This is a genomic window from Phycicoccus sp. Soil803 (assembly GCF_001429685.1).
Classification (GTDB): Bacteria; Actinomycetota; Actinomycetes; order Actinomycetales; family Dermatophilaceae; genus Pedococcus.
This window is the reverse complement of record NZ_LMST01000001.1, coordinates 3,324,550-3,351,288: the sequence shown is the minus strand read 5'-3', so window position 1 is coordinate 3,351,288 and position 26,739 is coordinate 3,324,550. Positions and strand designations below refer to the sequence as shown.

The window sequence follows — 26,739 nt, the reverse complement described above, 5'->3', positions numbered from 1 at the left end:
TGCGTGTTCACCAAGATCGTCACGGTTCGCCTTCTTCGCAATATTCAATGATTCACTTGAATAAAACTCCTGTAGCGTGAGCCTTGTCAAGGGGAATCTTGAATAGAGTGGGGGGAGAGGTGACAGATGGCAGATCACGCAGCAAAGGCCGCTCTGTATGACGCACTGGCGGAGTCGGCCAAGGCGCTGGCCAACGGGCGACGTGCGGAGTTGGTCGACGTGCTCGCTCAGGGCGAGCGATCGGTGGAAGAGCTTGCCGCCGAGATCGACCAGACCCTCGCCAACACGTCCCAGCACCTGCAGCGGCTGCTGCGTTCCGGCCTGGTGCAGTCGCGTCGCGAGGGCACCCGGATCTACTACTCCCTGGCCAGCGAGGTGGTTGGTGACCTGTGGCGGACCATGCGACGAGCCGCCCAGGAGCATGTCTCCGGGCTCGAGCAGCTGGCTGCCGACTACCTCGGTGACCGCAGCAAGCTGCGGACCATCACCCGCGACGTGCTGCGGAGCCGCCTGCGCGACGGTGACGTGGTCGTGCTGGACGTGCGACCCGAGGCCGAGTACGCCGCCGGTCATATCCGCGGAGCGATCTCGATCCCGATCCATGACCTGAGGTCGCGTCTTGGCGACATCCCGGACGGCGCCGAAGTGGTCGCCTACTGCCGTGGCCCGTTCTGCGTCTTCGCCGACGAGGCCGTCCGGCTGCTCAGCAGGAAGGGCTTCAGCGCCGCCCGCCTCGAAGACGGTTTCCCAGAATGGAATGAGGCTCACCTGCCGGTCGCCCGCCCGTAAAGACCGACCCAGAGATGCGTGGCGCGTTGAGTTGCTTGGAGTTGAAGCAGACCGGGCACACCAGCAGCCGGCCGCCTGCTGCCGCGTAGCGTCCCCTGAGGTCAGGGATGCTCGGGCAGCCTTCGCAGGCGGTTACCGACGGCGACGCCTTCGAGTGCGAGTGGGACAGCTTCCTGGGTGAGGAACGTCAGGGTCGGCCGTCCGCTCTCGGCGGCCCCGACGGCGACGAGCAGGGCGACGGTGACGCGCTCGGCGTCTTCGAGTCCCGTCGTGAGGCTGATGGCTGCTTTGTTGTCCATTGTGTGCCCCTTCGAGGTGGTACATCGCTACCAGTGGAGTCGGTCAGTTGCGGTTCTCGCGCTGGAATCCGGAGCACAGGAGGTCTATCGACGCGATGCGCTCGCCGGCTTGCAGGTAGGCCTGCTGCTCGATGACGTGCCAGGCATCGTCGCCCCACGGCGTCGGATGCATGCGGAGCCGCCACGCCACGTGCGGCCTGCCAGCGACCTCGCCGACGGCACTGTCGAGCACCTCGAACTCGTGGGCGCCTCCGAACCAGATCTGAAGGTTCTCGACGATCTGGGCGGCTCCGTGAAACGCGGTGGGTCCGCTGGGAAGCATGGCCCGCATGGTTGCGTCGGCCTCGAAGCACGCGGGCATCCGATCAAAGTCGCGTGCGGCCAGAGCCTCCAGGAGCTGGCCGCCTGCCGACCTTCGATCCACCGGGTTCGGCCGGATGGGCGTTGTCGTTGTCTCAGTCATGTCAGAACCTCCGCAGATTCAAGTGATTACTTGAATATGGTCCCGACCTGGAAACTTGTCAAGAGAAGTCTTGAATAGAGCCCTCTCACGCCTCAGGGAGGTCGACCGGAATGCCGACGCGGGCCCCTTTCGGTATAGCCGTCCTCGAGACGAGCGGCCTGGTAGCCACGGTCGGGTGATGGCGGGTCGGGAGATCAGGCTGACCGACGACTTCAAGGCGTTCCCTGGCACGCCCGGGATCGGGGTGCATCAGTGTTGCACCCGCGGCCCTGAGGCCAAGAGCATCCTCGAGCGGGCCAACGGGTACCTGAAAACCTGGTTCCTGCGCGGTCGGACCTTCACCGGCCCGGCTGACTTCAACACCCAGCTGAGCCACCCGCTGAAGCGGGCGCATACGCGGCCTTCGTTGCCTCTCCGTAAGGGCGGGTGGAGTACTAGTCCGATCGGGCGAGGCGGCCGCCGTGGGCTGGGAGGAACGTGCTGTGGTGCGGGCCGGGTGGGCCGCCCTGGCGCATCGTCCGCGTGGAGGGACAAGCTATGAGAGCTTTTGCGATTGCACGCGCCACCCTCGTTGCTGCCGCGACTGGGGCCTTGATGTTCACTGGGACGGCGGCTATGGCTGCTGCTGCCAGCCCTGTCACGACGGTCGTCCACGAGCACCAGGGCACGGAGACCTTTGTCGACGTGGGTCCCGAGTGCGGCTCGACCGAACTCTTCGAGATCACCGTCACCTATAACTCGGTGGAGAAGCAGACCATCTTCGCCGACGGGCGAGAGCACGACACCTTTACCCAGACCGGGACCTTCGAAGCGGTGTCGCTCGAGACGGGACGGACTGCGACCGGACACTTCACCGTCTGGGGCGGTTTCAACGCCAACGGGACGAGCGCCAACGGGACGTTCACGTTCAACGTCAACGGCGCCTACGACGACGGCCAACAGATCAGCGTCCACTCCGTCGACCACTTCAGCGCCATCCCCACCGGAGCGGTCTTCGAGTGGTCGAAATGCCACGGCTGACGGCTGGCTGAGGCGACCTTCGACTCGAGACGTTTTGCACCGGTGGGCGTGTACTCCAAGTAGGCAACGGCCAGACGTGTCTTGAAGGCGGGTAGGTGTAGCCAAATGTGTAACCGGGAGGTGGCGGGATGGCTTGAGACGCGGCGCGACCATCAGGACGCGACACCGAGATCTCGTGTGGCAGGGGACATGGCACGGGACGTGTGAGACGTGGGCAGGGCTGGCTCATAACCCGGAGGTCGCAGGTTCAAATCCTGCCCCCGCTACCACGAAGTAGCAGGTCAGAGGCCCTTTCCTTTCGAGGAGAGGGCCTCTGGCGTTGGCACCTGTAGCCAAATGCGTAGCCAGCGGGCGTCGAGGGCTCCGGGACGAGCGGGACCGCTTGGGACACCTGGGACGAGGCAGAAACGCATGAGACGCCCGGCCGGACGCCGGATGCCGCCAATTCGGGATGTCGCCGGGTCGATATCCGGGCGATCGCCAGTCAGCGCCCACCACAGAGCCTTGGGTGATTTTCTCCTTGGGTGGTGCTCCTGTGACGTGCAGTACCCGGTCGGAGTCTTCGTGTCTCTGACTAGCTCGCTCGGTTCGACAAGATGTGGTCGCAGACCCGCCAGGCGTTGGCCATGATGGTGAGTGTCGGGTTCGCTCCTGTTGCCGTGGGGAACGGAGAGCCGTCGACAACGAACAGGTTGTCGACCTCGTGGGCGCGGCAGTTGCGGTCCAGTACTGACAATGCGGGGTCGTCACCCATCCGGGCGGTGCCGTGCTGGTGAGAACAGTTGCCTGTCACCTTCTCGGCGTAGACGCGGTCGACCTGCTTGGCCCCCGCAGCGTCGAGGATCTCCCCGCACCGGTCGACCAGGAACCTGCCCTGGTCGATGTCGTTCTGGTGGGTTTGAAGGGTGATGCGGGCGACGGGCAGTCCCCAGGCATCCTTGACGTTGGGGTCGAGGTCGACCCGGTTGTCGTGCTGCGGCATGTCGTGCAGGACCATGGCGACAGCCATGCTGTGGCTGAAGTAGTCGCGATCGTTCTGCTTGGCCTCAGCGCCCCAGGTGGGTCGACCCGGCAGTCCCCAGTTGATAGGGAGGGGTATGCCGACGCCCGCGGCAGCAATGTGCCCGCCACTGACGAATCCCCGGGAGTCGTCGTGCTCGTAGAACTGGAAACTGCTCGCGCTGACGTAGCCGCCGCCGGCCCAGGCATTGATCGGATCCTCGAAGGTGCCGACCGACGCGCTGTACTCATGGAAGGTGACGTTGCGGCCTACGAGGTCGCTGCCGTTGGCGAGTCCGTTGGCGAATCTCGAGGAGGTCGAGAGCAGCATCAGCCGAGCGGTCTCCACGGCGCCACAGGCAAGGATGAAGACATCGGCCTCCTGCTCCACCAGAACGCCCGCGGAGTCTTCGTAGACGGCGCTCTTGATGCGTCCCTGCGAGTCGACGGTGAGCTCACGAACGTATGAATCCGCGCGGAGGTCACATCGGCCCGTGGCGAGGGCATCGGGGATGAACACGTTCAGTGCGCTTGACCGGGTGCCGCTGGGATCGCCGTGCTGTTGCGCGAAGGCGCTGATGACGGTGGCGGGCCGCCCGTTGAACGGTTGGGACAGGGCTGCCTGCGGAGTCGGGAACGAGTTCCAGCCGAGGTGTTCGCAGCCGAGGTGGAACTTCTCGGCGTAGCGGGACTGGGGCATCGGCGGGCAGGGGTAGCCCCGGGAGCGGAAGGACTCGAACGCGTTCGCGCCCGCCTGTCCCGAGACGCCGAAAGCCCACTCGACCTTGTCATAGTACGGCTCCAGCTCGGCGTACGTGATCGGCCAGTCAGCAAGCGTGGTCCCGGGCAGCTCGCCCGCAATGCTGCGTAGCCGGAAGTCGTTCTCGGTGAACCGTGGAAGCCACCCCTGCCAGTGGACCGTCCCGCCCCCGACCATCTGCGGAACCGGGCAGAAGAGGTCGACCTCCGCTTCGCTCTCGGTGTCGCGCCGCGATGTGCGGGGGTTCAGCAGGGGATCCGGCCAGAGGTTGTAGCGGTTGACGTTGGCCAGCTCGTCCCCACCGAAGGTCTCCTTGGTTCGCCAGGGCCCCTTCTCGAGGGCGACCACGCGCATGCCACCCTCGGTGAGCACCTTCGCCGCGGCCGCCCCCGAGGCGCCCGCCCCGATGACCACTGCATCGACTTTCTCGGGCTTGGTCGCGCGGATGGTCATGAGGGCTCCTGCAGGCTGCGGTGGGTCGGGTTGTCGGAGAAGTACTGGCGTGTCGTGTACTGGCCGGTGTGCACCTCCGCGAGATCCTTCGGCCCGGGGAAGCCGATGGTCTGCCAGCCGACCTGGCCGCGGTTGCCGCCGTAGATCGGATCTGCGAGAAAGCCCTGCCGGGTGTGCGTCACGAGCAGGCCGAAGAAGTCGAGGTCGGACTCGGCGTTGGTCTGCTGCAGTGCCGGCTCTTCGGGACCGCCATAGTTGATGGTTGGGGCCGTCGTGCCGCGCTCAAGGCCGCGAAGGACGTCGTCCTGCTGCCCATCGTCGAGATCGACGAAGGGCCTGCCGTGGGCGTTGTCGGCCCGCTTGTCGAGCTCGACGACCCCGGACATGTACACGCTGCGCGCGTGGTCCACCCGCTGCTGCCAAGCCAACGCCCGCGGGCCAGTGAGCGTCTCGAACCCGCTCCCGTCAGGGAGGGCGTAGATGTAGTCGATGCCAGAGAGGTAGCGGTCGAGGAAGTCGATCGTGCCGGCCTCGCGTGCTCCGGGTGTGTCGTCAGTCGGGATGACACGGGCCATTGCCGCCTCTATCGTCTCCCGCTGGTGGGCGTCGAGGAAGGTGTCGGCCATGGAGGCCTCCGTTCGAGTCGTGGGGGTCAGGCGATGATGAGTGGTCGCAAGGTGCGGTGGGCGACGAGCAGCCCGGTTTCGATCCGGGCCTCGCTGCCACCCCAGACGGGGTCCTCGTGCTCCACCGACAGCACGCCGTCGAACCCGCCCTCGTAGAGCGTGTCCACGACGCGGTTCCAGTCGACCTGACCGCGGCCGGGGATGCGGTACCGCCACCAGCCGACGTTCCAGGGGTCCGCGCTCTTGTCCGCAATCCCGGGCCAGCCGAACCGGTTCCGCTTGTGCGGGAACAGCTCGATGTCCTTGGCCTGGGCGTGGGCGACGCGGTCCACGTAGGGGCGCAGCGCCTCCACGGGGTCGATGCCCATCCAGACCAGGTGGGACGGGTCGTAGTTCAGGTAGAGGCCCAGCCCGAACATCCACTCCCAGAGCTCGGGGGAGTACGCAAGGTTTCCGGGATAGCCATCGGGGTGCCAGCCCTCCATGACGCAGTTTTCGATGACCAGTTTGACGCCCTTCTGGCCGGCGTGGTCCACGAGTCGCGGGAAGATCCTCTCGGCCTCGCGAAGGTTGTCCGCCACGCTCTGGCCGGGATGGCGGCCGATGAACGTCCCGACGGTGGGGACATCGAGGAGAGCAGCAGCGTCGATGCACGCGATGACGTGGTCGTTGATCGCCTGTCGTTCCTGGGGATCGGGGTGGAGGTTGTTGTCATAGAACGCCAGGGACGACAGGGAGAGATCGTGCTGTTCGAAGAGCGCACGGATCTTCTCGGCGTCGCAGTCGGTGAACGACTCGGCCGCGATGTGGCTAGCCGTGAACGGTCGATCACCGAGTGCTGGCCAAGCTGCCACCTCCAGCGCCTCATAGTCGTGTTCCGCCGCCCACCTGGCAATGTCTTCGAGGGGCCGGTCCGGCAGGCAGGACGTGAGGAATCCGAGTTTCACGAGGGCACCTCCACCCAAGAGTCCTTGGCAGCCGAGGCCAGGACGGCCTCGGTGATGACGGCGGCCCGGTGGCCGTCGCTGAAGCTGGGAAGTCCTTCGGGCCGCGGGCCGGACACCGCGGCATACGCATCTGCCATGAACGCGGTGAAGCTGTCCTGGTATCCCTGTGGGTGTCCGGCAGGCAGGCGCGAGTAGTCGGCGCCGCCACCGGCGGCGAACGTATCCGGTCCACGGGGGACTATCTGGCTGGAGGATCGCCCACCGATCCACAGAGAGTCCGGGAGTTCCTGGTCGAAGACGTAGGCCGCCTCGGTCCCGTCAAAGGAGAACCAGAGGCGGTTCTTGCGGCCCAGCGACACTTGGCTGGCTACCACCGAGCCGGTCGCGCCGCGGTCGGTCTCGAACATCACGGTTGCGCCGTCCTCGGTTCCCACAACCGAACCGCCGTCGGTGCCTGCTCGGCTGGCATAGGCCTGGGACATCCGGGACACGAGACGTGTGATGCGGTGTCCGGTGGTGAACTCCATGACGTCGCACCAGTGGACACCGATGTCGCCGAATGCTCGCGACCCACCGCCTCTGGCCGGGTCCACCCTCCAGTTTGTTTCCTGTGAGCCGGAGAGCCAGTCCTGGAGATAGGAGCCGTGCAGCATCCACAGGTCTCCCGCCTGTCCGCTGGAGATGCGGTGCCTCGCCTCACGGACGGAGGGGTAGAAGCGGTAGACGAACGGCACTGCGGTGACCGCGCCGGTGGCCTCGGCCGTCTGGGCCAAGAGGGCGGCGCGCTCCGCGCTGATGGCCAGCGGCTTCTCGCAGATGACCGCCTTCCCGGCTTGCATTGCGGCGAGCGCCAGGTCGTAGTGCGTGTCATTCGGTGTGCAGATGTGCACCACGTCGACGTCGTCCGAGGCGATGAGCGCCTCGGCGGACTCGGCGCCTGATTGGGCTCCGAGCCGAACGGCGGCGTGGGCCGCTGCCTCGGGGGAGTGATCGGCGACTTGCGTCACCACTCCTCCGCTTGCTCGCACGGCATAGGCGTGCACACCGCCGATGAAGCCGGCGCCGATGATTCCAGCTCGCAGTGCGGGCATGCGGCTCACTTCTTCCGCGCGAGTGCGACGGCCAGGATGATGATGACGCCGCGGACGACCTGCTGCTGGCTGCTGTCGAGTCCGGCAAGAATCAGGCCATTGTTGATGAGGCCGATGAGCAGCGCGCCGAAAAGCGTGCCGACCACGGATCCTGCGCCCCCGAAGAGGCTGGTGCCGCCCAGGATCACCGCCGCGATGGCGGACAGCTCGTCGCCTGCGCCCCACTGGAACCGTCCGGACTGCAGCCGGCCCGCGTAGAGCATGCCGGCCACGCTGGCAACCGTGGCGGACAGGAGCAGCACCTGGAACTTGATCCGGCGTGTGTTCACCCCAGTGAACTGAGCCGCGGTGCGGTTGCCACCGGTCGCGAGCACCTGACGGCCGAAGCGCGTCTTGGCCAGCACGATGGCGCCGATGGTCACGAAGATGGCGCTCCACGCGAGCAGGCCGGGGACTGGACCGAAGTTTCCACCGCCGAAGATCAGGTTGAACGTGTCGCTCAGGATGGGCTGGGGCGCCGAGTCGGTTATCCATTGCGCCACCCCTGCGGCGATGCCAAGCATGCCCAGCGTCACAAGGAACGACGGGATACCGAGCAGGCTCACCAGGGCACCGTTTACCGCGCCCACGGCAAGGCCCACCGCGAGTCCGGCGAGGACGCCGGGGATGAGACCCCAGCTGGAAAGCGCCATGGCAGTCACGACACTCGAGAGTCCTGCTACTGAGCCCACGGACAGGTCGATCTCGGCACAGGCGATCACGTAGGTCATACCCACAGCGATGACCGTGATCGTCGCCGTCTGGCGGAAGATGTTGAGCAGGTTGTTGGAGGAGAGAAAACCTTGGTCGCGCAACAGGACGGCGAAGAAGGCAAAGACGACCAGGAAGCCGATGTAGATGACGTAGCGGCGCCAGTCGATCGTGGACATGCGGCTCTGAAATGAGCCCACTGCGGTGGTCTCTTTGTTCGGTGCGATGGTGCTCATGGCTCAGACTCCTTGAACGGCGAGTTGAAGGGATTCTTCGTCGGCGATCTCGCTCCGCCGCAGATCGCGGGTCACAGAGCCGTCACGCAGGATGAGGATGCGGTCGCTGACCGCGAGGAGCTCGGGGTACTCCGAGGAGATGACGATGACGGCCTTGCCGGCATCAGCGAGGGCGCGGACCATGTCGAGAATCTCGGACTTGGTCCCGATGTCTACTCCCGCGGTGGGTTCGTCAAGGATGAGGACGTCGGGTTCGGTGCCCAGCCACTTGGCGATCACGACCTTCTGTTGGTTGCCGCCCGAGAGCAGACGAATAGGCCGATTCGGGTTGGCTGCCTTGATGGCAAACCGCCGAATGAGGCTGGAGGACATGGCCTTTCCTGCCTTCCCGTCGAGCAGGGGACCCTTCTTGAGTTTCCCTAGCAGGGGAAGCAGCAGGTTCTCGCGTACGGAGTGGTCCAGGACCAGTCCTTGTTCGCGACGGTCCTCCGGGATGAGCGCGAGTCCGTGACCGATCGCGGCGCGGGGGTCATTGACGGTGATCTCCTTGCCGCGGAGTCGGATCGTTCCGCTCGTGGCCTTGTCGATCCCGAAGAGGGTTCGGGCGAGCTCGGTGCGTCCACTACCCATGAGGCCGGCGAGCCCGATGATCTCGCCTGCGTGGACGGTGAATGAGACGTCCTGAACCAGAGGACCACTGGTCAGCCCGGATACTTCCAGCAGGGCCTCACGCTGGTCGAGACCTTCCCGCTCGCGGTAGTTCATCTGACCTTCGATCTTCTTGCCGACAATCCCCTCGACGATCTGCTCGGGCGTGACTGCAGCCAGCGGCTCGGTGAGAAGGCGCTTCCCATCGCGCAGAATGGTGATGCGGTCGGCGATTCGGTAGATCTCGTCCATCCGGTGGGAGATGTAGATGATCGAGATTCCGCGATCTTTGATCCGACCGATAAGGTCGAAAAGCGCCTCGGTCTCGTGCTTGGCCAAGCTCGCCGTCGGCTCGTCCATGATCAAGATCTGGGCGTTCTGGGCCAGCGCCTTGGCGATTTCGGTGAGCTGCCAGTAGGCAGTTCCAAGGCTGGCAACCATGGCCTTCGGGTTGACTGAGACCTCCATGGTCGCAAAGACGTCCGCGGCTTTCGCGACGGCAGCGCGGTCGTCGATGAGACCGAACCTTCCAGCGGGCTCGTCGGCCAGAAAGATGTTCTGTGCCACGGTCAGAGTCGGTACCAGGCTGAACTCTTGAAACACCATGCCGATGCCCGCTGCTCGCGCGCTGTGGATGGAGTTGATGTCCGCGGGCTCACCGTCGACGCGGATCTCCCCTTCGTCGGCCCGGTAGACCCCTTGGAGGATCTTCATGAGCGTCGACTTGCCTGCGCCGTTGCCCCCCGCGAGGGCATGGACCTCGCCGCGGCGGACCTCGAAGTCGACGTTGTCCAGGACGACGACGCCGTCGAATGCCTTGCTGATGCCGTGCATTTCTACCGCTGTCGCNGGGCCGCTGCCGGACCGCCCCGCCGGGATGTCTACTTCTTGTACGAGCTCTTCAGGTCGGCCGGGGCCTCTTGGTGGTAGACCTGCTTCCACGCCTCGAGGATGTTCGAGTGGTCGACAGGCAGCGAGCTCAGGGCGACGTACGCCGGGGCCGTCTTGCCCAGCAACGCACCTGCGCCCAGTCGAGCCTCCGCCACGCCCTGGTCGAAGGGCAGCTGCGCGCCCAAACCGACCACGAGCTCGTTCTTCGCCAAGGCGATGGCGACGTTCTTGCCCAGGTCCTCTGTGGCGATCTTCAGGTCTGCACGGCCGGAGGCACGTGCCGCGGCCATGATGCCCTCGGCGGGAACGTCCCAGACGCCCCAGATGCCGGCCAAGGTGGGGTGCTTGCTCAGCATCGCATTGGCCGCACCCTGTGCATCGCCAGCGAAGTCGGGCCCTGCGATTCCCTTCTCCTCCACGATCTTGATGTCGGGGTAGTCCTTGGTGATGGTGGACTTGAACCCGTCATAGCGCTGCTTCGTGACGAAGAAGTCGGCCTCGTGGAAGACGAGGCCAATCTCGCCCTTGCCGCCCAGGGCCTTGGCCATCAGATGGGCGGAGGTGACGCCGTTGCCGTAGTTGTCGGCGGAAACGACCGAGACGTAGTCGGTGCCAGCCTTCATCCCCTGCGGGACGTTGTCCATGAAGACGAGCTTGACTCCTGAAGCGGCGGCCTTCTTGAACGCAGAAGCCGTGGCCACGGGGTCGGTGGGGATGGAGACGATGATGTCGGGCTTGAGGTTGAGCACGGTCTCCAGGTCGGACACCTGCTTGTCTGGCTTGAAGTTGGCGTCGGTGATTGCGACGACCTCAATGCCCAGCTTGCCGAACTCGCTCTTCAGGCCCGCCACTTGGGCATTCGCCCAGTCGTTGCCGCCGTAGTGCATGACGATCGCCGCCTTGGCCTTCATGCCCTTGACCTTCGTGATCTCCTCGGCGCTGAGGTCCGCAGACGAGGCAGGGGACGGGTCTTCGCCGTGGGGCCCCTTGCTGAGGACGGTGCCCTTGATCTTCGCCAGCGCGTCATCGGCCTTGGACGACACTCCGGCGTCGACGCTGGTGGTCGCGCTGGTGGCTGAACTGCAGCCGGCCGTGGCCAAGGCGATGGCGGTCGCCAGGCCCGCCAGGCGGTAGGTGCTCTTCTTCATCGAATTTCTCCTGAGGGGAGGGTGCCGCCAGCGGTTGCGAGCAGCGTGTCGAGGTACTTCTTGCTTGTGGCGGCCGCTTCACGAGGGTCGCCTTCGAACGAGTCGAGCTCGACGACGATCCAGCCGTCGTAACCGCTCTCATTTAGGGCCGCGATGACGTCATCGAAGTTGACGTCCCCCTGGCCCAGGGGAAGGAAATGCGTTGTCGCCACGTCCACGTCCTTCAGGTGCACGTGACGCAGGCGCGTCGCATAGCGGCGGATCAGGTCCGCAGGGTCACCGCCACCGGCCGTCAGGTGGGCGGTGTCGGGGCAGAAGCCGATCCGGGTCAGCGGCATGAGGCGGTCGAGCTCATCCGGGCTCTCGACGATGGTGCTGAGGTGCGGGTGGTAGCAGGCCACCAACCCGTGCTCCTCGGCGATGTCAGTGACCAGGTCGAGTGCAGAGCCCAGCGCGGCGTAGTCCCCGCCTGTGGTACCCGACGCCCTGCGGGCGCCGCCGCCCACAACGAGGCTGTCGGCTCCGAAGAGAGCAGCGAGCTCCGCTGCCCGACGCACCCGGTGCAGCTCGTCGCTCAGGATGTCCGGGTAGATGAAGTTGCCCCCGGTGTAGACGGCTGCCAGCACCACGCCGGCGTCGGCCAGCAGGTCCCGCAGCTCGTCGGGCCGGTCTGCGTAGTCCGCCACGTTGCCGTCGAACATCTCGACGCCCTCGTACCCCAGGCTCGCGATGTCCGCGAAGGCACGGTTCATGGGGCCGTTCACGCGGTAGAAGAGGTCCTTGATGCTGGTCACGCCCGTGGCGTCGCCCACGACGCCACCCCAGGTGATGGTGTGGTAACCGAGCCTCATCGTCGAGTCCGTTCTGTCTGCAGTGTGGGGTGTCTCAGCCCCTGCCAGGTTTTTACTGTGGTATGCATACTTCTGCATGTTGCGTGCAAAAGTCAAGAGCAAACGTGCTGATACATTTGCGTCACAGACAGAAGGAGGTGGCTGACATGGATGCCAGAACTCAAGGGGCCCTCGCTCCCGATCACGTCGCCGACCTGGTCCGTGTGCTGGATGCCGTGCGCTCCGGCCGGGCCAGCACACGGCCGGAACTCGCCCACGCCACGGGTCTTGGCAGAAATGTCGTGACCCAGCGGGTGGCCCGTCTGATGGACTCGGGCCTACTGGTCGAGGCTCCGCCCTTGCGGTCGACCGGTGGTCGCGCACCTCGTGGACTGCGGTTTCCCGCCGATGCTGGCCGGATTCTGGTAGCCGAACTTGGCGCGACAAGCATCGGGGCAGCCGTGAGCGACCTAGAGGGGACTCTTCTGGCCCAATACGAAGAGGACGCAGACGTGACCGTGGGGCCGGTCGCGGTGCTCACCCGCGTGGCCGAAGTCTTTGACGAGCTCCTTCAGCAGCTCGGCGCCAGCCCGCCCATATGGGGCTTGGGGATTGGCCTTCCGGGCCCCGTCGAGTTCGACACTGGTCGGCCGGTTGCGCCTCCCATCATGCCCGGCTGGGACGGGTTCGACGTGCGCACCTTCTTCGCGGGACGGTTTCATGTGCCGGTCTGGGTCGACAACGACGTCAACGTGATGGCGCTGGGGGAGCTGCGTGCTGGGCAAGCTCAGGGCCTGCGCGATGTCGTCTACGTGAAGATCGGCTCCGGTATTGGCGCAGGACTTATTTCTCAGGGCGTCCTGCACCGGGGGGCTCAGGGCTGCGCGGGCGACATCGGGCACGTGACTGTGGAGGAGGGGTCCACCGTGCTGTGCCGGTGTGGCAAGTTCGGCTGCCTCGAGGCGCTGGCTGGGGGCGCAGCGCTGGCGCGGGACGGCGAGACCGCCGCCCGAGAAGGTGACAGTGCCTATCTCGCCGATGTGCTCGCGCACGGGAACACGATCGATGCGCGCGCCGTGAGCGACGCCGCCATCCACGGCGACCCCGTGGCGATCAAGCTCCTGGCAGGCTCTGCCCGACTGGTCGGGCAGACCTTGGCCCGGATCGTGAACTTCTTCAACCCGTCTCTCATCCTCGTCGGAGGGGGGGTGTCGGAGGCAGGCGACTACTATCTGGCAGAGGTTCGGCAGACCGTGATTGGCCGGTCGCTGCCCCTCGCGACCCGCTCACTCCAGATCGTCCGCTCAGGCCTGAGCGACCGCGCTGGTCTGCGCGGCGCCGCTCACATGGTCATGGACGCCCTGCTCTCGCCTCAAATCCTCCCGAGATGGCTGGATCAAGGAACTCCCGCAGGCCGTGCCGAGCTGACTGCCCAGTAGTGCGTCCCGCGCAGGGGCCGTCGTGCAGGGCAGTGAATGGATCCTGGGGCGGTAGCCACGTCGGACGGACCTGCACTGTGTCCGCACTGTGTCCGCACTGTGTCCGCACTGTGGAGGTGTGGCCAGATGTGTAACCGGGAGGTGGCGGGACGGCTTCAGACGCGGCGTGACGACGGGGACCCGGCGCTGAGATTTCGTGCGCCGGGGGAGAGGGCGCGGGACGGGTGAGACGTGGGCTGGGCTGGCTCATAACCCGGAGGTCGCAGGTTCAAATCCTGCCCCCGCTACCACGAAGTAGCAGGTCAGAGGGCCTTTCCTTTCGAGGAGAGGGCCTCTGGCGTTGGCACGTGTAGCCAAATGCGTAGCCAGCCGGCGTTGAGACGCTCCGGGACGAGTGGCACACGGCGGGATGGCTGGGACGAGGCAGAAACGCATGAGACGCCCTGCCGGAGGCGTCAAGACGCCCATTCAGGGTGTCGCCGGGGTCGATTTCCGGGCGACAGCAGGCTTTCGTGCGGGCAGAGGGCCGCCGGGTGCCCGACCGTGGCAAGACCTCCCGGTACAGCGATCGGTCAACGGTTACCAACGCGGCGGACTCTGCCTGCCACGAGTCTCGAGGTGAGGGTGGGCGCGACGGGCCGCATGATGGTGACGAGCGAAGGATGAAGACCGCATGGACTCGCAGTCCCAACGAAGGAGAAACGCATGAACCAAGCGTCCCTAGGAGATCGCTCGCACAATGCTCTGGTCGAGCGCGACGAGGCTGCGTCCGATGGCCCGCGCCGCCCCAGCCTGATCGTGTTCGACGTCAACGAGACGCTGTCCGACATGAGCGTTCTTGCGGATCGCTTCGGAGAGGCGGGCCTGTCTCCGCAGCTTGCGGCCACCTGGTTCGCCGGACTGCTGCGGGACGGGTTCGCGCTGACCGTGACCGGTGAGAACCCGGACTTCGCGCAGGTGGCGTCCGATTCGCTCGTTGGCCTGCTCCGGGCCCGGGGCGTTCCGGATGTCGATGGTGGAGTCGAACGCGTCATGAGCGCCTTCATGCAGCTGCCGCTCCACCCTGACGTCGTGGACGGGATCCGCGCCCTGAGTGACGCCGGAATGCGTTTGGTGACACTCAGCAACGGGTCGACAGCTGTTGCCGAGGGGCTCCTCGAGCGCAACGGCATTCTGGAGCGGTTCGAGCGACTCTTGTCCGTTCAGGACGCATCGGCATGGAAGCCCGCCGCGGCGGCTTACCGATACGCGATGGAGGAATGCCGCGCCAGCGCCTCGGAGAGCATGCTGGTGGCTGTCCACCCGTGGGATATCCACGGAGCCCACAAGGCTGGGCTCGCCTCGGGCCTCATCAATCGCGCAGGCGCGCTCTACCCCGGCTTCTATGCCAGGCCCGATGTCGAGGCGCCGACGTTGGTCGAGCTCGCCCGGGCCCTGACGGGAGACCGGACAGGCTGACTGCCGGATCTACTCCTCGACGTTTGTCCGGCGTCCCGAACAGTCGTCCTGAGGTCCACCGCGCGGGTGCGAGATGATGTCGCCATGACTGTGGACGTGCAGGTGCAGACCACGATCGACATGCCGGTCAGCGCGGTTGCCTCGTTTGCGAGCGACCCCACAAACGCTCCGGACTGGTACACCAACATCACGTCCGTCGTCTGGCAGACCCAGCCGCCCGTGGCGGTCGGATCGCGGATGGACTTCGTCGCGCACTTCCTGGGCAGGCGCTTGGCGTACACCTACGAGGTGGTCGAGCTCGAACCGCAGGTGCGACTGGTGATGAGGACCGCAGACGGTCCCTTCCCGATGGAAACGACGTACAGGTGGGAGACGGTTGGCCACGGCAGCACAAGGATGACCCTGCGTAACCGGGGCAACCCTGCAGGCTTCTCCCGACTTGCCGCACCCGTCATGGAACTCGCTATGCGCAAGGCCACGACCAAGGACCTCGCACGACTCAAGACCCTGCTCGAGGCCGCCCACCGCTGACCTCAGTGGGTTCGGCGACCACGGGTCAGGAGGGCGGAAGCGACCGCCCCCGGCAGCATGGCCGACGGGTCGGCGAACCGGCATACGGAGGCTCGTCTGCCGGGGCGGGTCCACGAACGGGCCGCGGGTGGGTGAGGTCCGTCCGAAGGAAGGCCGACGACGAGTGCGGCCAAGATCTCGGTCTGCATGACGCCTGGCCTCAGGACGCGGCGATGGTAGGAGCCATGCAGGCATTTGCCCCCGTGGCGGGCTGTTCTTTGAGATGTCGAGCGAGTCACGCTCGTCGGTGAAGACGGCGGTGACCTCGGCCCCGCGATGAACCAAGGGCCTGTCACTGCCGAGCACGAGAGGCTCGGCAGTGACAGGGCTGGCTACTGGCGAGTGATCTCGCCGCAGGCCACGGGCAGGGTCGCTTCGAACAAGCTGCTCAGCGAGGTGTGGTCCGGGTCGCTCGGCAGGTCCGTGCCATGGATGACGATGTGAAGGTTGGCGAGGTTCTTGGCGACCTCCTTGGGAACCACGACGCTGCGGTGGTAGTTGAGGTTGCCATTGGCGTCGGCGGCCAGGAACCGTTCAAGGCTGAGGCCGCTGGAGGGGCTGGTGTCGCCGGTCACCGTCATGGACACGTCGATGGGACCGTAGTCAGGTGCCCCCTCGCCCAGGGAGATGAGCCCGTCGGGTTGGCCCGCGACGAAGGTAGAGGGGTCGATCGGGTCGCCGGTATTGGTGTCGGCCTCGATGCCCGGGCACTCGTTCCTGGCCTGTGTCAGGCCGTGAATGTGCATGGCATGCGGCTCGTTGGGGGTCAAGCCCGAGGCAGTCAGGTTGATGTCCAGGGTGCGACCAGTGAGCCGCAGCACGGCGTTGCCGGTGACGTTCGATCCGCCATCAGCTGCGTGGTCGTGGGGAACCGGCGCCAAAGATGCACCGAAGGTTCCCGCGCTGACCGCAGCCGCGGCCCCGGCCGAAAGCAGAACGGCAGCCGGTACTGCCAAGGCGACCTTCATGGTCTTGTTCATGTCGAACCCTTCATTGCGTTGGGGTGCCCCTCGGCGCCCATGCACCACACCCGATGTGGTGTTCGTCACAACCCGGCCATCCGGATTGCCGCCCCACCGCATCGGGCGCGGGCCCCCGTTTACTTCACGCGTTATCTATATTGATGGATGTCACGAAGGAGCCCCATGGCCACGTCCAGCAATCTGCGACTGAACGACCAGCTGTGTTTTGCCCTCTACGCCGCGACCAACCAGGTGACTCGGGCCTACCGGCCCCTGCTCGAGGCCATCGGGCTGACCTACCCGCAGTACCTGGTGATGTTGGTCTTGTGGGAGTCGGACGGCCCACTAATCCACGAGATCGCCGCTCGGCTGCAGCTGTCGTCGCCCGCAGTCAGTCCCATCCTCGGCCGTCTCGAGGAGGCCGGCTTGGTGGTGCGGGACCAGGACTCCGCCGATGGGCGAGCGGTCAGAGTCAGGCTCACCAGCAAGGGCGCTGACCTGGAGTCAGCTGCGTCGAGGGCGCAGCTGAACGTGGTGGATCAGACCGGCCTGTGCGGTGACGAGCTCGGCGAGCTCAGGGACGGCCTGCACGATCTTGTGATGCGCATGTCCGTGCGCCACCCATGAGCGAGCATGCTCGCCTGGGTGGCGGCACGGGTCATCTCGGTGAACCTGACCCGGCGCCCGCGTTGGCAGACCTGCTGGTTCGATGCGCCTCCGGCGACGAGAGAGCCTTCGAGGGGCTGTACGGCGCCACGGCTTCCCGGGTGTTCGGCCTGGTCTTGCGCCTCGTGGTCCAGCATTCCCTCGCTGAAGAGGTCACTCGGGACGTCTTTGCGTGCGTGTGGGCCGAGTCGAGTCGCTTCGAGCCTTCCCGTGGCTCCGCCATCGGCTGGGTCCTGACGATTGCCCACCGGCGCGCGGTGGACAGAGTCCGCAGCATCAGCGCCAGCCGGACTCGTGATGACGTGTGGTCGCGGAAGGTCACCGATGCGCCCTTCGACTCCACGGCAGAGTCGGCGCACTCCTCCTTCGAGGCTGCCCGGGTCAGGGGCGCCCTGGCGGCGCTGACGGTGAAGCAGCGCACCGCCCTCCAGCTGGCCTACTTCCACGGACTGACGTACCCGGAGGTCGCGGTCCAGCTCGGAATCCCGCAGAGCACGGCCAAGACCCGGATCAGGGACGGGCTGCGGAGCCTGGCGAGCGCGCTTGACCACGTTGCGGCCACAGCCTGACGATCCCCTTCGAGTCCGTCCTCTGACGTCTGGGCGCAGCGCCATCGGTGGCCGCTGCGCCTCGGGAATCGTCGCGGTCATGAGCGGCGCGAACCAAGCCGGATCGAGCGTCGCACCGAACTCCTGACCGTGGTCGCCCAAGCGGCCGCCCGATCTGGAGGCATCACATGACCCGCAAGATCTCGCTGCTCGCTGTCGTCCCGGTCCTGGCTCTGGGCTTGTCTGCGTGTGGTTCGTCGAGTGGGGACGCCGGCTCGTCATCCACCTCCCCCATGTCGGGCATGGACATGTCGTCCTCGAGCAGCAGCTCAGCGGCGCCGTCGTCGTCGTCGCCGGCGCAGGAGTCCGAGTCGGTCATCACCATCTCGGACTTCGCCTACAAGGTGCCGGTGTCGGTCGCCCCCGGGGCCACGATCACGATCAGCAACGACGACTCGCAGGCCCACACGGTCACCTCCAAGGACGGCGGGTTCGACGTGAAGATCGACCCCAAGGGGACGGCCACGTTGAAAGCGCCCGACAAGGCCGGCAGCTACACGTTCGTCTGCACTTTCCACGCGAACATGACCAGCACCCTCGTGGTTAAGTGACCATCCAATCGGGCCACGCGAAAGCCGATCGTGCCCCCCGCGTGCTGCACCTCGTGCTGCGGGCAGCGATCGCGGTGACCCTGGTCGTCGACACGGTCGTCCACCTCCACCTCGCGCCCGGTTACCAGCAGTCGGCCCCCAGCGGAATCGGTGCGGGCAACCTCTTCCGCATCGAGGCGGCGGCAGCCCTGGTGGTGGCCGTCTGGGTGGTATGGCGCGGGAGCCGGGCCGCCTTGCTGGCGGCCTTCGCCGTCGGGGTGAGTGCGTGTGTGACCGTGGTGCTCTACAGGTATGTCGACGTTCCAGCCCTGGGGCCGATACCCGCGATGTACGAGCCGGTCTGGTTCACGGAGAAGTCCCTGAGCGCCGTCGCCGAGGCGGTCGCCGCCGTGGGCGCTGCCGCCGGGCTGGTGGTGTCGCGTCGCGACCGCACAGGCGCCTGACCTGCGTAGGAGCGAGCCAGTCGCGCAGAAAGTTGAGCTTTGCACCCATCTGGGTCGTGAAGGGCGACGAAGTACCTGCACAAGTGTGTTTCCAGTGCGACCCGAAGCGGCCGCGGATCAAGGAGTTACCGAATGCGTACCACCACCAAGATCGCGACCATCGCCCTGGGCTCTGCCGCCCTGCTGCCCTTCCTCGGTGCAGGCGTTGCGCAGGCGGCCGACGGGAACACGATGGCCACCCTTCGCCCCGTGGTCCTCAATGGCGTCAAGGGCAGCGGCACCGCGATGGTGACCGTCAGCGGCACCCGCATCGACGTGACCATGGCGGCGAACGGCCTCCTTCCCGACCAGCCGCACGCGGCCCACATCCACTTCGGGGCGGACGCGAGGCACGAGTGCCCCGCCGCCGGCGACGACGCCAAGGGCGACGGCACCATCAACACCACCGACGGTGGCCCGGCCTACGGCCCGATCGTCGTCTCCCTCACCAAGACCGGTGACACCTCGCCCAAGAGCGGCCTCGCCGTTGACCGGTTCGACACCGCCCCCGGCGGCAAGATCAACTACGAGCGCGGCAGCATCAAGGTCTCCTCCGACGTGGCCCAGGCCATCACGGAGGGCAAGGCCGTCGTGGTCGTCCACGGCGTCGACCACAACGACAACGGCAAGTACGACGGTGACACCAAGAGCGACCTCGACCCGAGCCTGCCCACCGAGGCCACTGACCCGGCCATCTGTGGCGTCCTGAGCGCGGCTCCGGCCGGTGGCATGGACACGGGCGCCGGCGGCACCTCCACCCCGAACAACGAGGGCATGCTCCTCCTCGGTGGCGGCCTCCTGCTCGCTGCCGCGGGTACCGGTGCCTTCACTGCTCGCAAGGCTCGTAACCGCGCCTGATGTCCCTCTCCACGAAGTTCGGTGACCGTCGCGGCAGCATTGCCGCGGCGGTCACCGTCGTGCTCCTCCTCGTGGGAGGGCTGCTCGTGGTGAAGTCCTTCTCGGGCACGCAGGCACCGCCGCAGCCCGACGCGGCTCAGTCCGCCTTCACGACCTCCCCGGCTCCGTCGACCTCGGCACCGAGCGCGACGTCCTCCCCCACGTCCGGGGCAGGCAAGACAGCGGCACCCACCACCCCCGACTTCGGTCCGATCATGGAGCCGAGTTCGCCTGTCGCACTCCGAATTCCATCCATCGGCGTGAACACCAAGGGCATCGTCGACCTCACCCTCGACAAGAAGGGCAAGCTCCAGGCGCCGACCGACTTCGCCAAAGCAGGCTGGTATGCCGGCGGCCCCACCCCGGGTGAGTTCGGCCCCGCCGTCATCGGGGCGCACGTGGACAGCAAGTCCGGTCCCGCGGTCTTCTACCGCTTGGGGTCGTTGCAGAAGGGCGCGACGGTGAGCGTCCTCCGCAAGGACGGTTCGACCGCCCGCTTCGTCGTCGACCGCGTCGCGCGCTACTCCAAGGCGGACTTCCCGACCTCGACCGTATACGGCGACACCAGGGGTCGCGCCGAGTTGCGCCTCATCACGTGCGGTGGAGCCTTCGACCAGTCCACCGGTCACTACGTCGACAACATCGTCGCCTTCGCCCACCTCACGTCCTGAAGCGGCCATCGCTAGGCCACTCGGCGTCTCCGACCTTCTGTGCAACAGGCGCTGGCCAGTTCCGGGCCACCAAGCCAGAAACACAGCCTGTGTATCGGTGCGCGGGTACCCCAAGCAGGCCAATGACCAGACGTGTCTTGCAGGCTGGGAGATGTAGCCAGATGTGTAACCGGGAGGTGGCGGGACGGCTTGAGACGCGGTGCGAGGACGGGGACGCGACCCTGAGATTTCGTGCGGCGGGGGAGAGGCTGCGGAACACCTGAGACGTGGGCTGGGCTGGCTCATAACCCGGAGGTCGCAGGTTCAAATCCTGCCCCCGCTACCAACGCGTCACACACAGAAGGCCCGGACCACTGGTCCGGGCCTTCTGCTGTCGCGTCCATCGCGCTGGGCGCTGGCCTGGCCTGCCGCTTCCCGCGAGCTAACCGAGCAGGCGTTCCTCGAGGAAGGCTGCGATCGCCCATGCCCCGTCGGTGGTGTTCGACAGGACGGTCCACGTGGCGCCGGTGGACGGGTCGTGGACGCTGCGGAACCCGACCCCCGCGTCACAGCCGTCGAGGAAGACCACGTCCCGCTCCCGGTGGATCCAGAAGCCCAAGCCGTAGCGACGGCCCTCCGTCGGCACGTCGTTCCGTGGTCGCACCATCTCGTGCACCCGACGCATGGGGACGATCCGCCCTGCGAACAGTGCGGTCCAGAAGCGGTCGAGGTCCTCGGCGGTCGTGTACATGCCGCCGTCGCCGCTGCCGAGTACGGGCAGGTGCAACACGTTGGTGCGCAGCCCGTCGGGGCCCAGGTAACCGCGGGCGACGCCCGCTGGCAGCTCGTCACCGCGCAGGTATGCCGTGTGGTCCATGGCAGCGGGGCCACACACCTTCTCCGCCACGAGGGTGGGGAAGGGCGTGCCGGTGACGCGCTCGGCCAGGAGCGCGAGCACGACGTAGCCGCTGTTGTTGTAGCAGAACCGCTCGCCCGGTGCGAACTTCGTCGGATATCCATCGAGCGCGCTGACATAGGACTCGGTCGTCGCGAGCTGGTGGACGGGCACCGGCATGACGTAGTCGGTGGGATCGAAGTCGGCCTCTTCGTCGAGGTAGTCCCCGATGCCGGATCGGTGCGCGAGCAGGTGCTCGACGGTGACCCGATCGTCGATCTCCGGCAGGCTGTCGCCAAGGAGCGACCGCGCAGTGGTGCTCAGCGAGAGCCGACCCTCGTCGACCAGGGTCACGACGGTGAGTGCCGTGAAGGCCTTGCAGCCGCTGGCGGTCCCGAACCGCGTGGTCAGGGTGTTGGGCGCTCCGAAGGCCCGTTCTGCGAGACCGAAGGCTTGGGCGACCTCGGTCCGGCCGCCGCGGTCGACGCGGACCACACCCGAGAAGCCCTCGTCCTCAGCGCGTCGGGCGAGGGCGTCCCCGAGCGACTCCATGACCCGAAGGTACTGGAGCCTTCGGTCACCTCGGCTTGGCGTAGGCAGCGACGCCCGTGTCGACCAGGACGCACGGCTCGTCGCCGACCGTCCAGGCGTCGTGTCCGGGGTCGATGTCCACGACGTCGCCCGGGCCGACCTCCAGCTCGCTGCCGTCGTCGAACCGGACCGTCATCTGCCCGGACAGGCAGAGGCCGGTGTGGTGCGTCTGGCAGGAGTCGGTGCCTGCGATCGGCTTGACGTCGTCGGACCAGCGCCAGCCCGGTTCGAACACGCCGCGGCCGAGCGTGAAACCGCCGAGCGTGACCACGTCCATGTGGCCGTGGTCCTTGAAGGGCCGGCGCTCGTGCGGAGCTTCGATGTTCTGCTTGTCGGTCATGGTGACCTCCGGATGGTCGTGCGGTGGGGTGGGAGAGCAGGGCCGGGCGACAGGCGTCAGCCGATCGTGGCCCGGAAGGCGATCCCCTCGCCGGCGATGCCGGCCGACTCCTCGATGGGGAGGATGGGTTTGGCCGTGAACCGCAGCCAGGGGGTGAACGCGCTCACCGCCCGTGCCAGGGTCGCAGCGCTGTCCACCTCGATGAGGGCGACACCGCCGTCCCCGTCGGCGAAGCCGTAGAAGGCCTGGAAGTCGGCGCCGGGTGGCGGCTTCCAGCCCTGGAACACCGCCAAGGCGCGGGCGCCGCCTGCTTCGCTTGCATCGGCCCACTCCCACACAACGTGCATCAACATGATCCGCAACCTCCCGTCCGGGTCGGATCCGGGTGACGCCGGGGTGACGTCCCCCGTTGCAGACGCCGCGACCCTGCCACAGCTGACGTCGCTCTCAGGGTCGTCCCGACCACCCGAGGAGGCCACCGGCAAAAGAGTGAGGGCCCACGGCCTAGCCCCAGCCCCGGCGTCGCTGGCTACTGGCCGGTGACCCACTCGGCGTAGAAGAGCCCCAGCCCGGAGACCACGCAGATGCCGGCGATGATCCAGAACCGGATGACGATGGTGATCTCGGCCCAGCCGATCATCTCGAAGTGGTGGTGGATGGGGGCGATCCGGAAGACCCGCTTCCCGGTCAGCTTGAAGCTCACGACCTGGATGACGACCGACATGGTGATCATCACGAACAGGCCCCCGAGGATGACCAGCAGCAGCTCGGTGCGGGTCAGGATCGCCATACCCGCCAGGGCGGCGCCGAGGGAGAGCGACCCGGTGTCGCCCATGATGATGCTGGCCGGGGAGGCGTTCCACCACAGGAAGCCGAAGCAGGCTCCGGCGATGGCGCAGGCGACCACGGCGAGGTCGAGCCCGTCCCGCACGTCGTAGCAGCCTGGGCCGGGGGCGATGGCGCAGGCTTGGTTGTACTGCCACAGGGCAATGCCGCTGTAGGCGCCGAAGACCATGACCGACGCACCGGTGGCCAGTCCGTCGAGCCCGTCGGTGATGTTGACGCCGTTCGAGGCGCCGCTGACCAACACGTTGGCCCACAGGATGAACAGGACCAGCCCGAGCGCCGGACCAGCCACCGCGAGGTCGACGGGGGTGTCCCGGATGAAAGAGATCGCGGTGGACGCCGAGGCGCGCCCGGAGCCGTCGGTCACGAGCAGGGCGAGGATGGCGAAGGCCACGGTCACGAGGGTCTGGCCGAGGAGCTTCTGCTTCGACGTGAGCCCGAGGCTGCGGGCCTTCGAGATCTTCGTGTAGTCGTCGAGGAAGCCGACCAGCCCCATCCCGACCAGCAGGAAGAGCACGAGCAGCGCGCTGAGGGAGAGTCGACCCGGCGCGACCGCGATGGCGCCACTGGAGCTCACCGCGACGAGGACCAGGTGGGAGACGAAGTAGCCGACCACGGTGGCGCCGATGATCACCGCGCCGCCCATCGTGGGCTTTCCCCGCTTGTAGTGGTGCTGGGTGAGGTCGTCCCGGATGAACTGGCCGTACTGACGCCGGACCAGGAACCGGGTGAAGAACGGGGTGCCGAGCAGCGCCACAGCCATCGAGATCCCGCCGGCGAGCAGGACGTTGACCATCAGCTTCCCTTCGTGTGCCACCGGCCAACCGGGACCCGCCGTCCGAGCGGTCCTGCCGGATGGGGCAACCCGCGACGCGCCCCCGCTGCGCCGGCTGCCCTGCTGGTCCTCAAACCTAGGCGACGGCGCGAAGGCCGACCGCCTCGACGCGCCGATGCCCACTCGCGCCCGACGTGGTGCCACCAGTGCCTCACCGGGGCCGGGAAGACAGGGCTCCGTGAGGGCCTGGTGGCAGGAAGTCGGAAGGGGTCAGGCGGGCAGACGCTCGGCCAGGTACTCCGCCAGGGTCTCGAGGTGGTCCCCTTCGAGGGCGCCTTCACTGCGGACCAGCGCCGGGAGACCGGTCTTGCCGGTGACCTGGACGCCGTCGACCTCGAGGTCGGCATCGGTCGGCACAGCGGCGTCGACGAAGCACATGACACCGACCACCGGCACCGCGGACAGCCCGACCTCGTCGAGCAGCGCGCGCACGATCTCGACCCGCCCCTGCGTCGCGGTCACGGTCGACGTCATGGGGCGACCGCCGACGAGCAGCTCACGGGCCACCGGAGCCGGCTCGTCGGCGGGACGCACCTCCACAGAGGCGTTCTTGGCGCGCACGACGTCGATGACGTAGACGCCACCAGCCCCCACAGCGAGGTGCGCGATGCGGCCGCGCCGACCCGGCATGTGCCGGTCGTGCAGCGACAGGACGCCGGCGTCGGCTGCGGCGTCCAGGATGGCCCGGGTGGCGCCGTCGGGGGTGCCGGTCACGCCGGGGTCCCGACCGCGGGAGGCGCGCAGCGCCAGCAGCCCGGCGGGCAGGAAGGTGCGGCGTCGGTGCGACGGGCCGACGATCGCGACGGCCTCGTGCGACACGGCGATGACGGAGGTCGCGGGCTCAGGAGCCTCTGCCGCGGCGGCGTCCACGGGAGGAGCCGGGGCGACGGGAGCGGTCTCTGCCACCGGAGCACTGGGAGGAGTCTCTGCCGCCGGAGCAGGGGGAGGGGTCTCTGCCGCCGAAGCGGGGGGAGGGGTTTCTGCCACCGGGGCAGCCGGCGCAGCTGGCACTGGTGTGGGAACGGGGGACTCGACCTCCGCTGCGCGAAGAGCGTCCTCCTCGACCGGTGACGGCGGGGCGAACTGCACGACCACCGGCGGCACCGCAGGCTCGACGCGACCCGGACCCACGGGGGCAGCGGGCGGCAGGTCGACGGTGATGCCGGCCGAACGCTGCCACGCGGGCAGCTTGCTCGGCGTGGACGGCCCCCAGTCCGCGGGGATGACGACGGAGACAGGCTCGGGCAGCGACACGGACAGGTCTGCGTCCTGGCCCGGGGCCGGCGCCTCGTAGTAGACGCTCAGGATGTCCTCGTCAGGAGCCGTGGAGAACGCAGCCACGCACGAGAGGCACACCACCAGGCCCGACTGACGCGTCGAGCCCGCGCGCTCGCCGGCCGCGACGACCTGTCCGCATGCGCACACACCAGCCTCCTTCAGCCGGACGACCACTGGGACCATGCCCCCCACCCCCTCGGTTTGGGTTCTGGATCGCCAATATGGCGCCGAACGGGCGGCGCTGCGGGCGAAACAGTGCCAAGGGGGCAGATTTGTCCATCCCTCGGTATACGTTCGGTGGAGTCGGGTAAGGACTCCACCGGTTCGGCTGCGAGATCCGGGTCACCAGCGTAAAATCACGCGACGGCCGTGCGGGGGAACCACGGAGCCGTTCGAAACCCACAGAGCCGTTCGAAACACCGGGCCGTCCGGAACGACGCGGACCGCACTGCTACCAGGTGACTTCCTTGCACCCGGTGTGCGTGTCGGGCTCCACCTGGAGGGTGGCGTGCTCGACCCCGAACTGCGACCGCATGACCTGCCTGGCGCGGTCGAGCACCCCGTGGGCGTCGGCGCTCTCCGAGGTCACCAAGTGGGCGGTGGCGACGTTCATGCCCGAGGTCAGGGTCCACACGTGCAGGTCGTGGACGTCGATGACCCCGTCGACCCCGGCGAGGGCGTGCGCCACGGTCTCGGCCTCCATGCCGGCTGGGGCGTGCTGCCCGAGGACACCCAGGACCTCGCGACCCAGCTGCACGGCCCGCACCGCGACGAAGGCAGCGATCGCCAGCGCGATGGCCGTGTCCCACCAGGCGCTGCCCGTGGCCGCCACCAGCGCCCCGGCAACGATGACGCCGACCGATCCCAGGGTGTCGGCCACCACCTCGAGGTACGCGCCCTTGACGTTGAGCGACTCGGCCGCACCGCCGCGCAGCAAGCTCAGGCAGGCGACGTTGACGACCAGACCGATGGCCCCGACGACGAGCATCGCGCCCGTGGCGACGTCGGGGGAGTCGCCGATCCGGCCGAGTGCCTCGACGACGATGTAGCCGGCCACGCCGAGCATGAGCAGGACCGCGAGCCCGGAGGCGAACACCTCGGCGCGGTAGGAGCCGAACGTGCGGCGCCCGCTGCTGTCGGGCCGCGCCGCGATGCGGGTGGCGACGAGCGCCGCGCCCAGCGCGACCACGTCGGCCGCCATGTGGCCCGCATCGCTCAGCAGCGCGAGCGACCCCGACACCAGCCCGGTGACCAGCTCGACGACGAAGAAGCCGGCGACCAGCACGAAAGCCGTCCGCAGCCGCCACCGGTGCGTCGCCCCGGGGTGCCCGTGCGCGTGACTGCTCACTGGGTCGCGGCCGGAGAGGTGGGCTCGGCTGCGAGGGGTCCGCTCACGCAGCGCATGCTTCGATCCTATGCCAGCACACGGGACGGCCCCGTCGGCCGCGCTGGGCGGTGCGGGTATGCCGCGTGGTGGCCACGCGGCATACCACGGGCTCGCGGCTGCTCGGCCCGCGACCTGGCGTCGGCAGCGCGGCGTTCGCTGCGCAGGCATGCGGCGCGGTACCATCGACGCGTACCGGCTCCCGGCCGTACCGCACTTCTGGCGCCGACTCGGTTCAGCGCCTGGCGGGCCCCGCGACCGCAGGTCGTCGGTTGCACGCCGTGGGCGCGCCGTCGGGGACGGCACGTCGATCCGTCCCAGCACACCATGGGACGAG

Annotated in this window: 28 protein-coding genes and 1 tRNA gene; 12 read left to right on the top strand and 17 right to left on the bottom strand. The window is 67.5% G+C overall.

Annotation, left to right across the window (positions count from 1 at the left end):
• Positions 1-126 precede the first annotated feature (126 nt).
• Positions 127-789: a metalloregulator ArsR/SmtB family transcription factor gene (locus ASG95_RS15520; protein WP_057378038.1), complete on the top strand. Its 663-nt coding sequence runs from the start codon at positions 127-129 to the stop codon at positions 787-789.
• Between the two features lie 101 nt (positions 790-890).
• Here ASG95_RS15520 and ASG95_RS15515 read toward each other — a convergent pair whose 3' ends face one another.
• On the bottom strand, positions 891-1,088 hold the full coding sequence (locus tag ASG95_RS15515) for a hypothetical protein (RefSeq protein ID WP_200961924.1): 198 nt from the start codon (positions 1,086-1,088) through the stop codon (positions 891-893).
• A gap of 43 nt (positions 1,089-1,131) precedes the next feature.
• A complete protein-coding gene (locus tag ASG95_RS15510) occupies positions 1,132-1,551 on the bottom strand; it encodes a nuclear transport factor 2 family protein (protein WP_157582147.1) in 420 nt (139 codons plus the stop codon).
• A gap of 615 nt (positions 1,552-2,166) precedes the next feature.
• Between ASG95_RS15510 and ASG95_RS15505 the strand changes: the two genes are divergently transcribed.
• Positions 2,167-2,571: a hypothetical protein gene (locus ASG95_RS15505; protein WP_057378036.1), complete on the top strand. Its 405-nt coding sequence runs from the start codon at positions 2,167-2,169 to the stop codon at positions 2,569-2,571.
• A 574-nt stretch (positions 2,572-3,145) separates the two neighbouring features.
• On the opposite strand, the gene ASG95_RS15500 is transcribed toward ASG95_RS15505, so the two are convergent.
• The 8 genes from ASG95_RS15500 to ASG95_RS15465 form a co-directional block, all read right to left on the bottom strand.
• The gene (locus ASG95_RS15500; RefSeq protein WP_057378035.1) at positions 3,146-4,783 is read right to left on the bottom strand and encodes a GMC family oxidoreductase; all 1,638 of its coding nucleotides are present in this window, start codon (positions 4,781-4,783) and stop codon (positions 3,146-3,148) included.
• Complete coding sequence (locus ASG95_RS15495; protein ID WP_057378034.1) at positions 4,780-5,409, bottom strand: gluconate 2-dehydrogenase subunit 3 family protein; 630 nt, start codon at positions 5,407-5,409, stop codon at positions 4,780-4,782. The genes ASG95_RS15500 and ASG95_RS15495 overlap by 4 nt, the downstream gene beginning before the upstream one ends.
• 26 nt (positions 5,410-5,435) lie before the next feature.
• Positions 5,436-6,356 (bottom strand): sugar phosphate isomerase/epimerase, encoded by a 921-nt coding sequence (locus tag ASG95_RS15490; RefSeq protein ID WP_057378033.1) that lies wholly within the window; start codon positions 6,354-6,356, stop codon positions 5,436-5,438.
• A complete protein-coding gene (locus tag ASG95_RS15485) occupies positions 6,353-7,447 on the bottom strand; it encodes a Gfo/Idh/MocA family protein (RefSeq protein ID WP_057378032.1) in 1,095 nt (364 codons plus the stop codon). Before ASG95_RS15485 ends, ASG95_RS15490 begins: the two co-directional genes overlap by 4 nt.
• 5 nt (positions 7,448-7,452) lie before the next feature.
• Positions 7,453-8,433, bottom strand: coding sequence for an ABC transporter permease (locus ASG95_RS15480; protein ID WP_057378031.1), 981 nt, complete (start codon positions 8,431-8,433; stop codon positions 7,453-7,455).
• Between the two features lie 3 nt (positions 8,434-8,436).
• Positions 8,437-9,915, bottom strand: coding sequence for a sugar ABC transporter ATP-binding protein (locus ASG95_RS15475; protein WP_057378030.1), 1,479 nt, complete (start codon positions 9,913-9,915; stop codon positions 8,437-8,439).
• 47 nt (positions 9,916-9,962) lie between these two features.
• Complete coding sequence (locus ASG95_RS15470; RefSeq protein WP_057378029.1) at positions 9,963-11,120, bottom strand: substrate-binding domain-containing protein; 1,158 nt, start codon at positions 11,118-11,120, stop codon at positions 9,963-9,965.
• The gene (locus ASG95_RS15465; protein ID WP_057378028.1) at positions 11,117-11,971 is read right to left on the bottom strand and encodes a sugar phosphate isomerase/epimerase; all 855 of its coding nucleotides are present in this window, start codon (positions 11,969-11,971) and stop codon (positions 11,117-11,119) included. Before ASG95_RS15465 ends, ASG95_RS15470 begins: the two co-directional genes overlap by 4 nt.
• A 146-nt stretch (positions 11,972-12,117) precedes the next feature.
• Here ASG95_RS15465 and ASG95_RS15460 point away from each other — a divergent pair, with 146 nt between their 5' ends.
• The 3 genes from ASG95_RS15460 (at position 12,118) to ASG95_RS15450 (ending at position 15,378) form a co-directional block, all read left to right on the top strand.
• The gene (locus ASG95_RS15460) at positions 12,118-13,389 is read left to right on the top strand and encodes an ROK family transcriptional regulator (RefSeq protein ID WP_057378027.1); all 1,272 of its coding nucleotides are present in this window, start codon (positions 12,118-12,120) and stop codon (positions 13,387-13,389) included.
• Between the two features lie 705 nt (positions 13,390-14,094).
• Positions 14,095-14,847 carry a haloacid dehalogenase type II gene (locus ASG95_RS15455; protein WP_082592674.1) on the top strand — a complete coding sequence of 251 codons (753 nt, stop codon included), beginning with the start codon at positions 14,095-14,097 and terminating at the stop codon, positions 14,845-14,847.
• 84 nt (positions 14,848-14,931) lie between these two features.
• Positions 14,932-15,378 (top strand): SRPBCC family protein, encoded by a 447-nt coding sequence (locus ASG95_RS15450; RefSeq protein WP_057378026.1) that lies wholly within the window; start codon positions 14,932-14,934, stop codon positions 15,376-15,378.
• Positions 15,379-15,749: 371 nt separating this feature from the next.
• On the opposite strand, the gene ASG95_RS15445 is transcribed toward ASG95_RS15450, so the two are convergent.
• Complete coding sequence (locus tag ASG95_RS15445; RefSeq protein WP_057378025.1) at positions 15,750-16,397, bottom strand: hypothetical protein; 648 nt, start codon at positions 16,395-16,397, stop codon at positions 15,750-15,752.
• Between the two features lie 165 nt (positions 16,398-16,562).
• Here ASG95_RS15445 and ASG95_RS15440 point away from each other — a divergent pair, with 165 nt between their 5' ends.
• From ASG95_RS15440 to ASG95_RS15410, 7 genes are all read left to right on the top strand, one after another.
• On the top strand, positions 16,563-17,006 hold the full coding sequence (locus tag ASG95_RS15440) for a MarR family winged helix-turn-helix transcriptional regulator (protein WP_082592672.1): 444 nt from the start codon (positions 16,563-16,565) through the stop codon (positions 17,004-17,006).
• Positions 17,003-17,614 (top strand): sigma-70 family RNA polymerase sigma factor, encoded by a 612-nt coding sequence (locus tag ASG95_RS15435; RefSeq protein ID WP_057378023.1) that lies wholly within the window; start codon positions 17,003-17,005, stop codon positions 17,612-17,614. Before ASG95_RS15440 ends, ASG95_RS15435 begins: the two co-directional genes overlap by 4 nt.
• A 167-nt stretch (positions 17,615-17,781) precedes the next feature.
• The gene (locus ASG95_RS15430; protein WP_057378022.1) at positions 17,782-18,204 is read left to right on the top strand and encodes a cupredoxin domain-containing protein; all 423 of its coding nucleotides are present in this window, start codon (positions 17,782-17,784) and stop codon (positions 18,202-18,204) included.
• Complete coding sequence (locus ASG95_RS15425; RefSeq protein WP_235543917.1) at positions 18,201-18,647, top strand: hypothetical protein; 447 nt, start codon at positions 18,201-18,203, stop codon at positions 18,645-18,647. The genes ASG95_RS15430 and ASG95_RS15425 overlap by 4 nt, the downstream gene beginning before the upstream one ends.
• A 132-nt stretch (positions 18,648-18,779) precedes the next feature.
• Positions 18,780-19,544, top strand: coding sequence for a CHRD domain-containing protein (locus tag ASG95_RS15420; RefSeq protein WP_057378020.1), 765 nt, complete (start codon positions 18,780-18,782; stop codon positions 19,542-19,544).
• Positions 19,544-20,254, top strand: coding sequence for a class F sortase (locus ASG95_RS15415; protein WP_057378019.1), 711 nt, complete (start codon positions 19,544-19,546; stop codon positions 20,252-20,254). The genes ASG95_RS15420 and ASG95_RS15415 overlap by 1 nt, the downstream gene beginning before the upstream one ends.
• A 235-nt stretch (positions 20,255-20,489) precedes the next feature.
• Positions 20,490-20,579 (top strand) — tRNA-OTHER (locus ASG95_RS15410).
• Between the two features lie 96 nt (positions 20,580-20,675).
• On the opposite strand, the gene ASG95_RS15405 is transcribed toward ASG95_RS15410, so the two are convergent.
• From ASG95_RS15405 to ASG95_RS15380, 6 genes are all read right to left on the bottom strand, one after another.
• Positions 20,676-21,680 carry a serine hydrolase gene (locus ASG95_RS15405; RefSeq protein ID WP_057378018.1) on the bottom strand — a complete coding sequence of 335 codons (1,005 nt, stop codon included), beginning with the start codon at positions 21,678-21,680 and terminating at the stop codon, positions 20,676-20,678.
• Between the two features lie 25 nt (positions 21,681-21,705).
• Entirely contained in the window at positions 21,706-22,059 is a 354-nt protein-coding gene (locus ASG95_RS15400) for a cupin domain-containing protein (RefSeq protein WP_056922346.1), read from the bottom strand.
• A 56-nt stretch (positions 22,060-22,115) separates the two neighbouring features.
• Positions 22,116-22,412, bottom strand: coding sequence for a DUF3303 domain-containing protein (locus ASG95_RS15395; RefSeq protein WP_056922347.1), 297 nt, complete (start codon positions 22,410-22,412; stop codon positions 22,116-22,118).
• Between the two features lie 176 nt (positions 22,413-22,588).
• Positions 22,589-23,701: a phospho-N-acetylmuramoyl-pentapeptide-transferase gene (mraY, locus tag ASG95_RS15390; RefSeq protein ID WP_057378943.1), complete on the bottom strand. Its 1,113-nt coding sequence runs from the start codon at positions 23,699-23,701 to the stop codon at positions 22,589-22,591.
• A gap of 249 nt (positions 23,702-23,950) precedes the next feature.
• Positions 23,951-25,165 carry a hypothetical protein gene (locus ASG95_RS15385; protein ID WP_157582144.1) on the bottom strand — a complete coding sequence of 405 codons (1,215 nt, stop codon included), beginning with the start codon at positions 25,163-25,165 and terminating at the stop codon, positions 23,951-23,953.
• 304 nt (positions 25,166-25,469) lie between these two features.
• Positions 25,470-26,366 carry a cation diffusion facilitator family transporter gene (locus ASG95_RS15380; protein ID WP_057378015.1) on the bottom strand — a complete coding sequence of 299 codons (897 nt, stop codon included), beginning with the start codon at positions 26,364-26,366 and terminating at the stop codon, positions 25,470-25,472.
• Positions 26,367-26,739 lie beyond the last annotated feature (373 nt).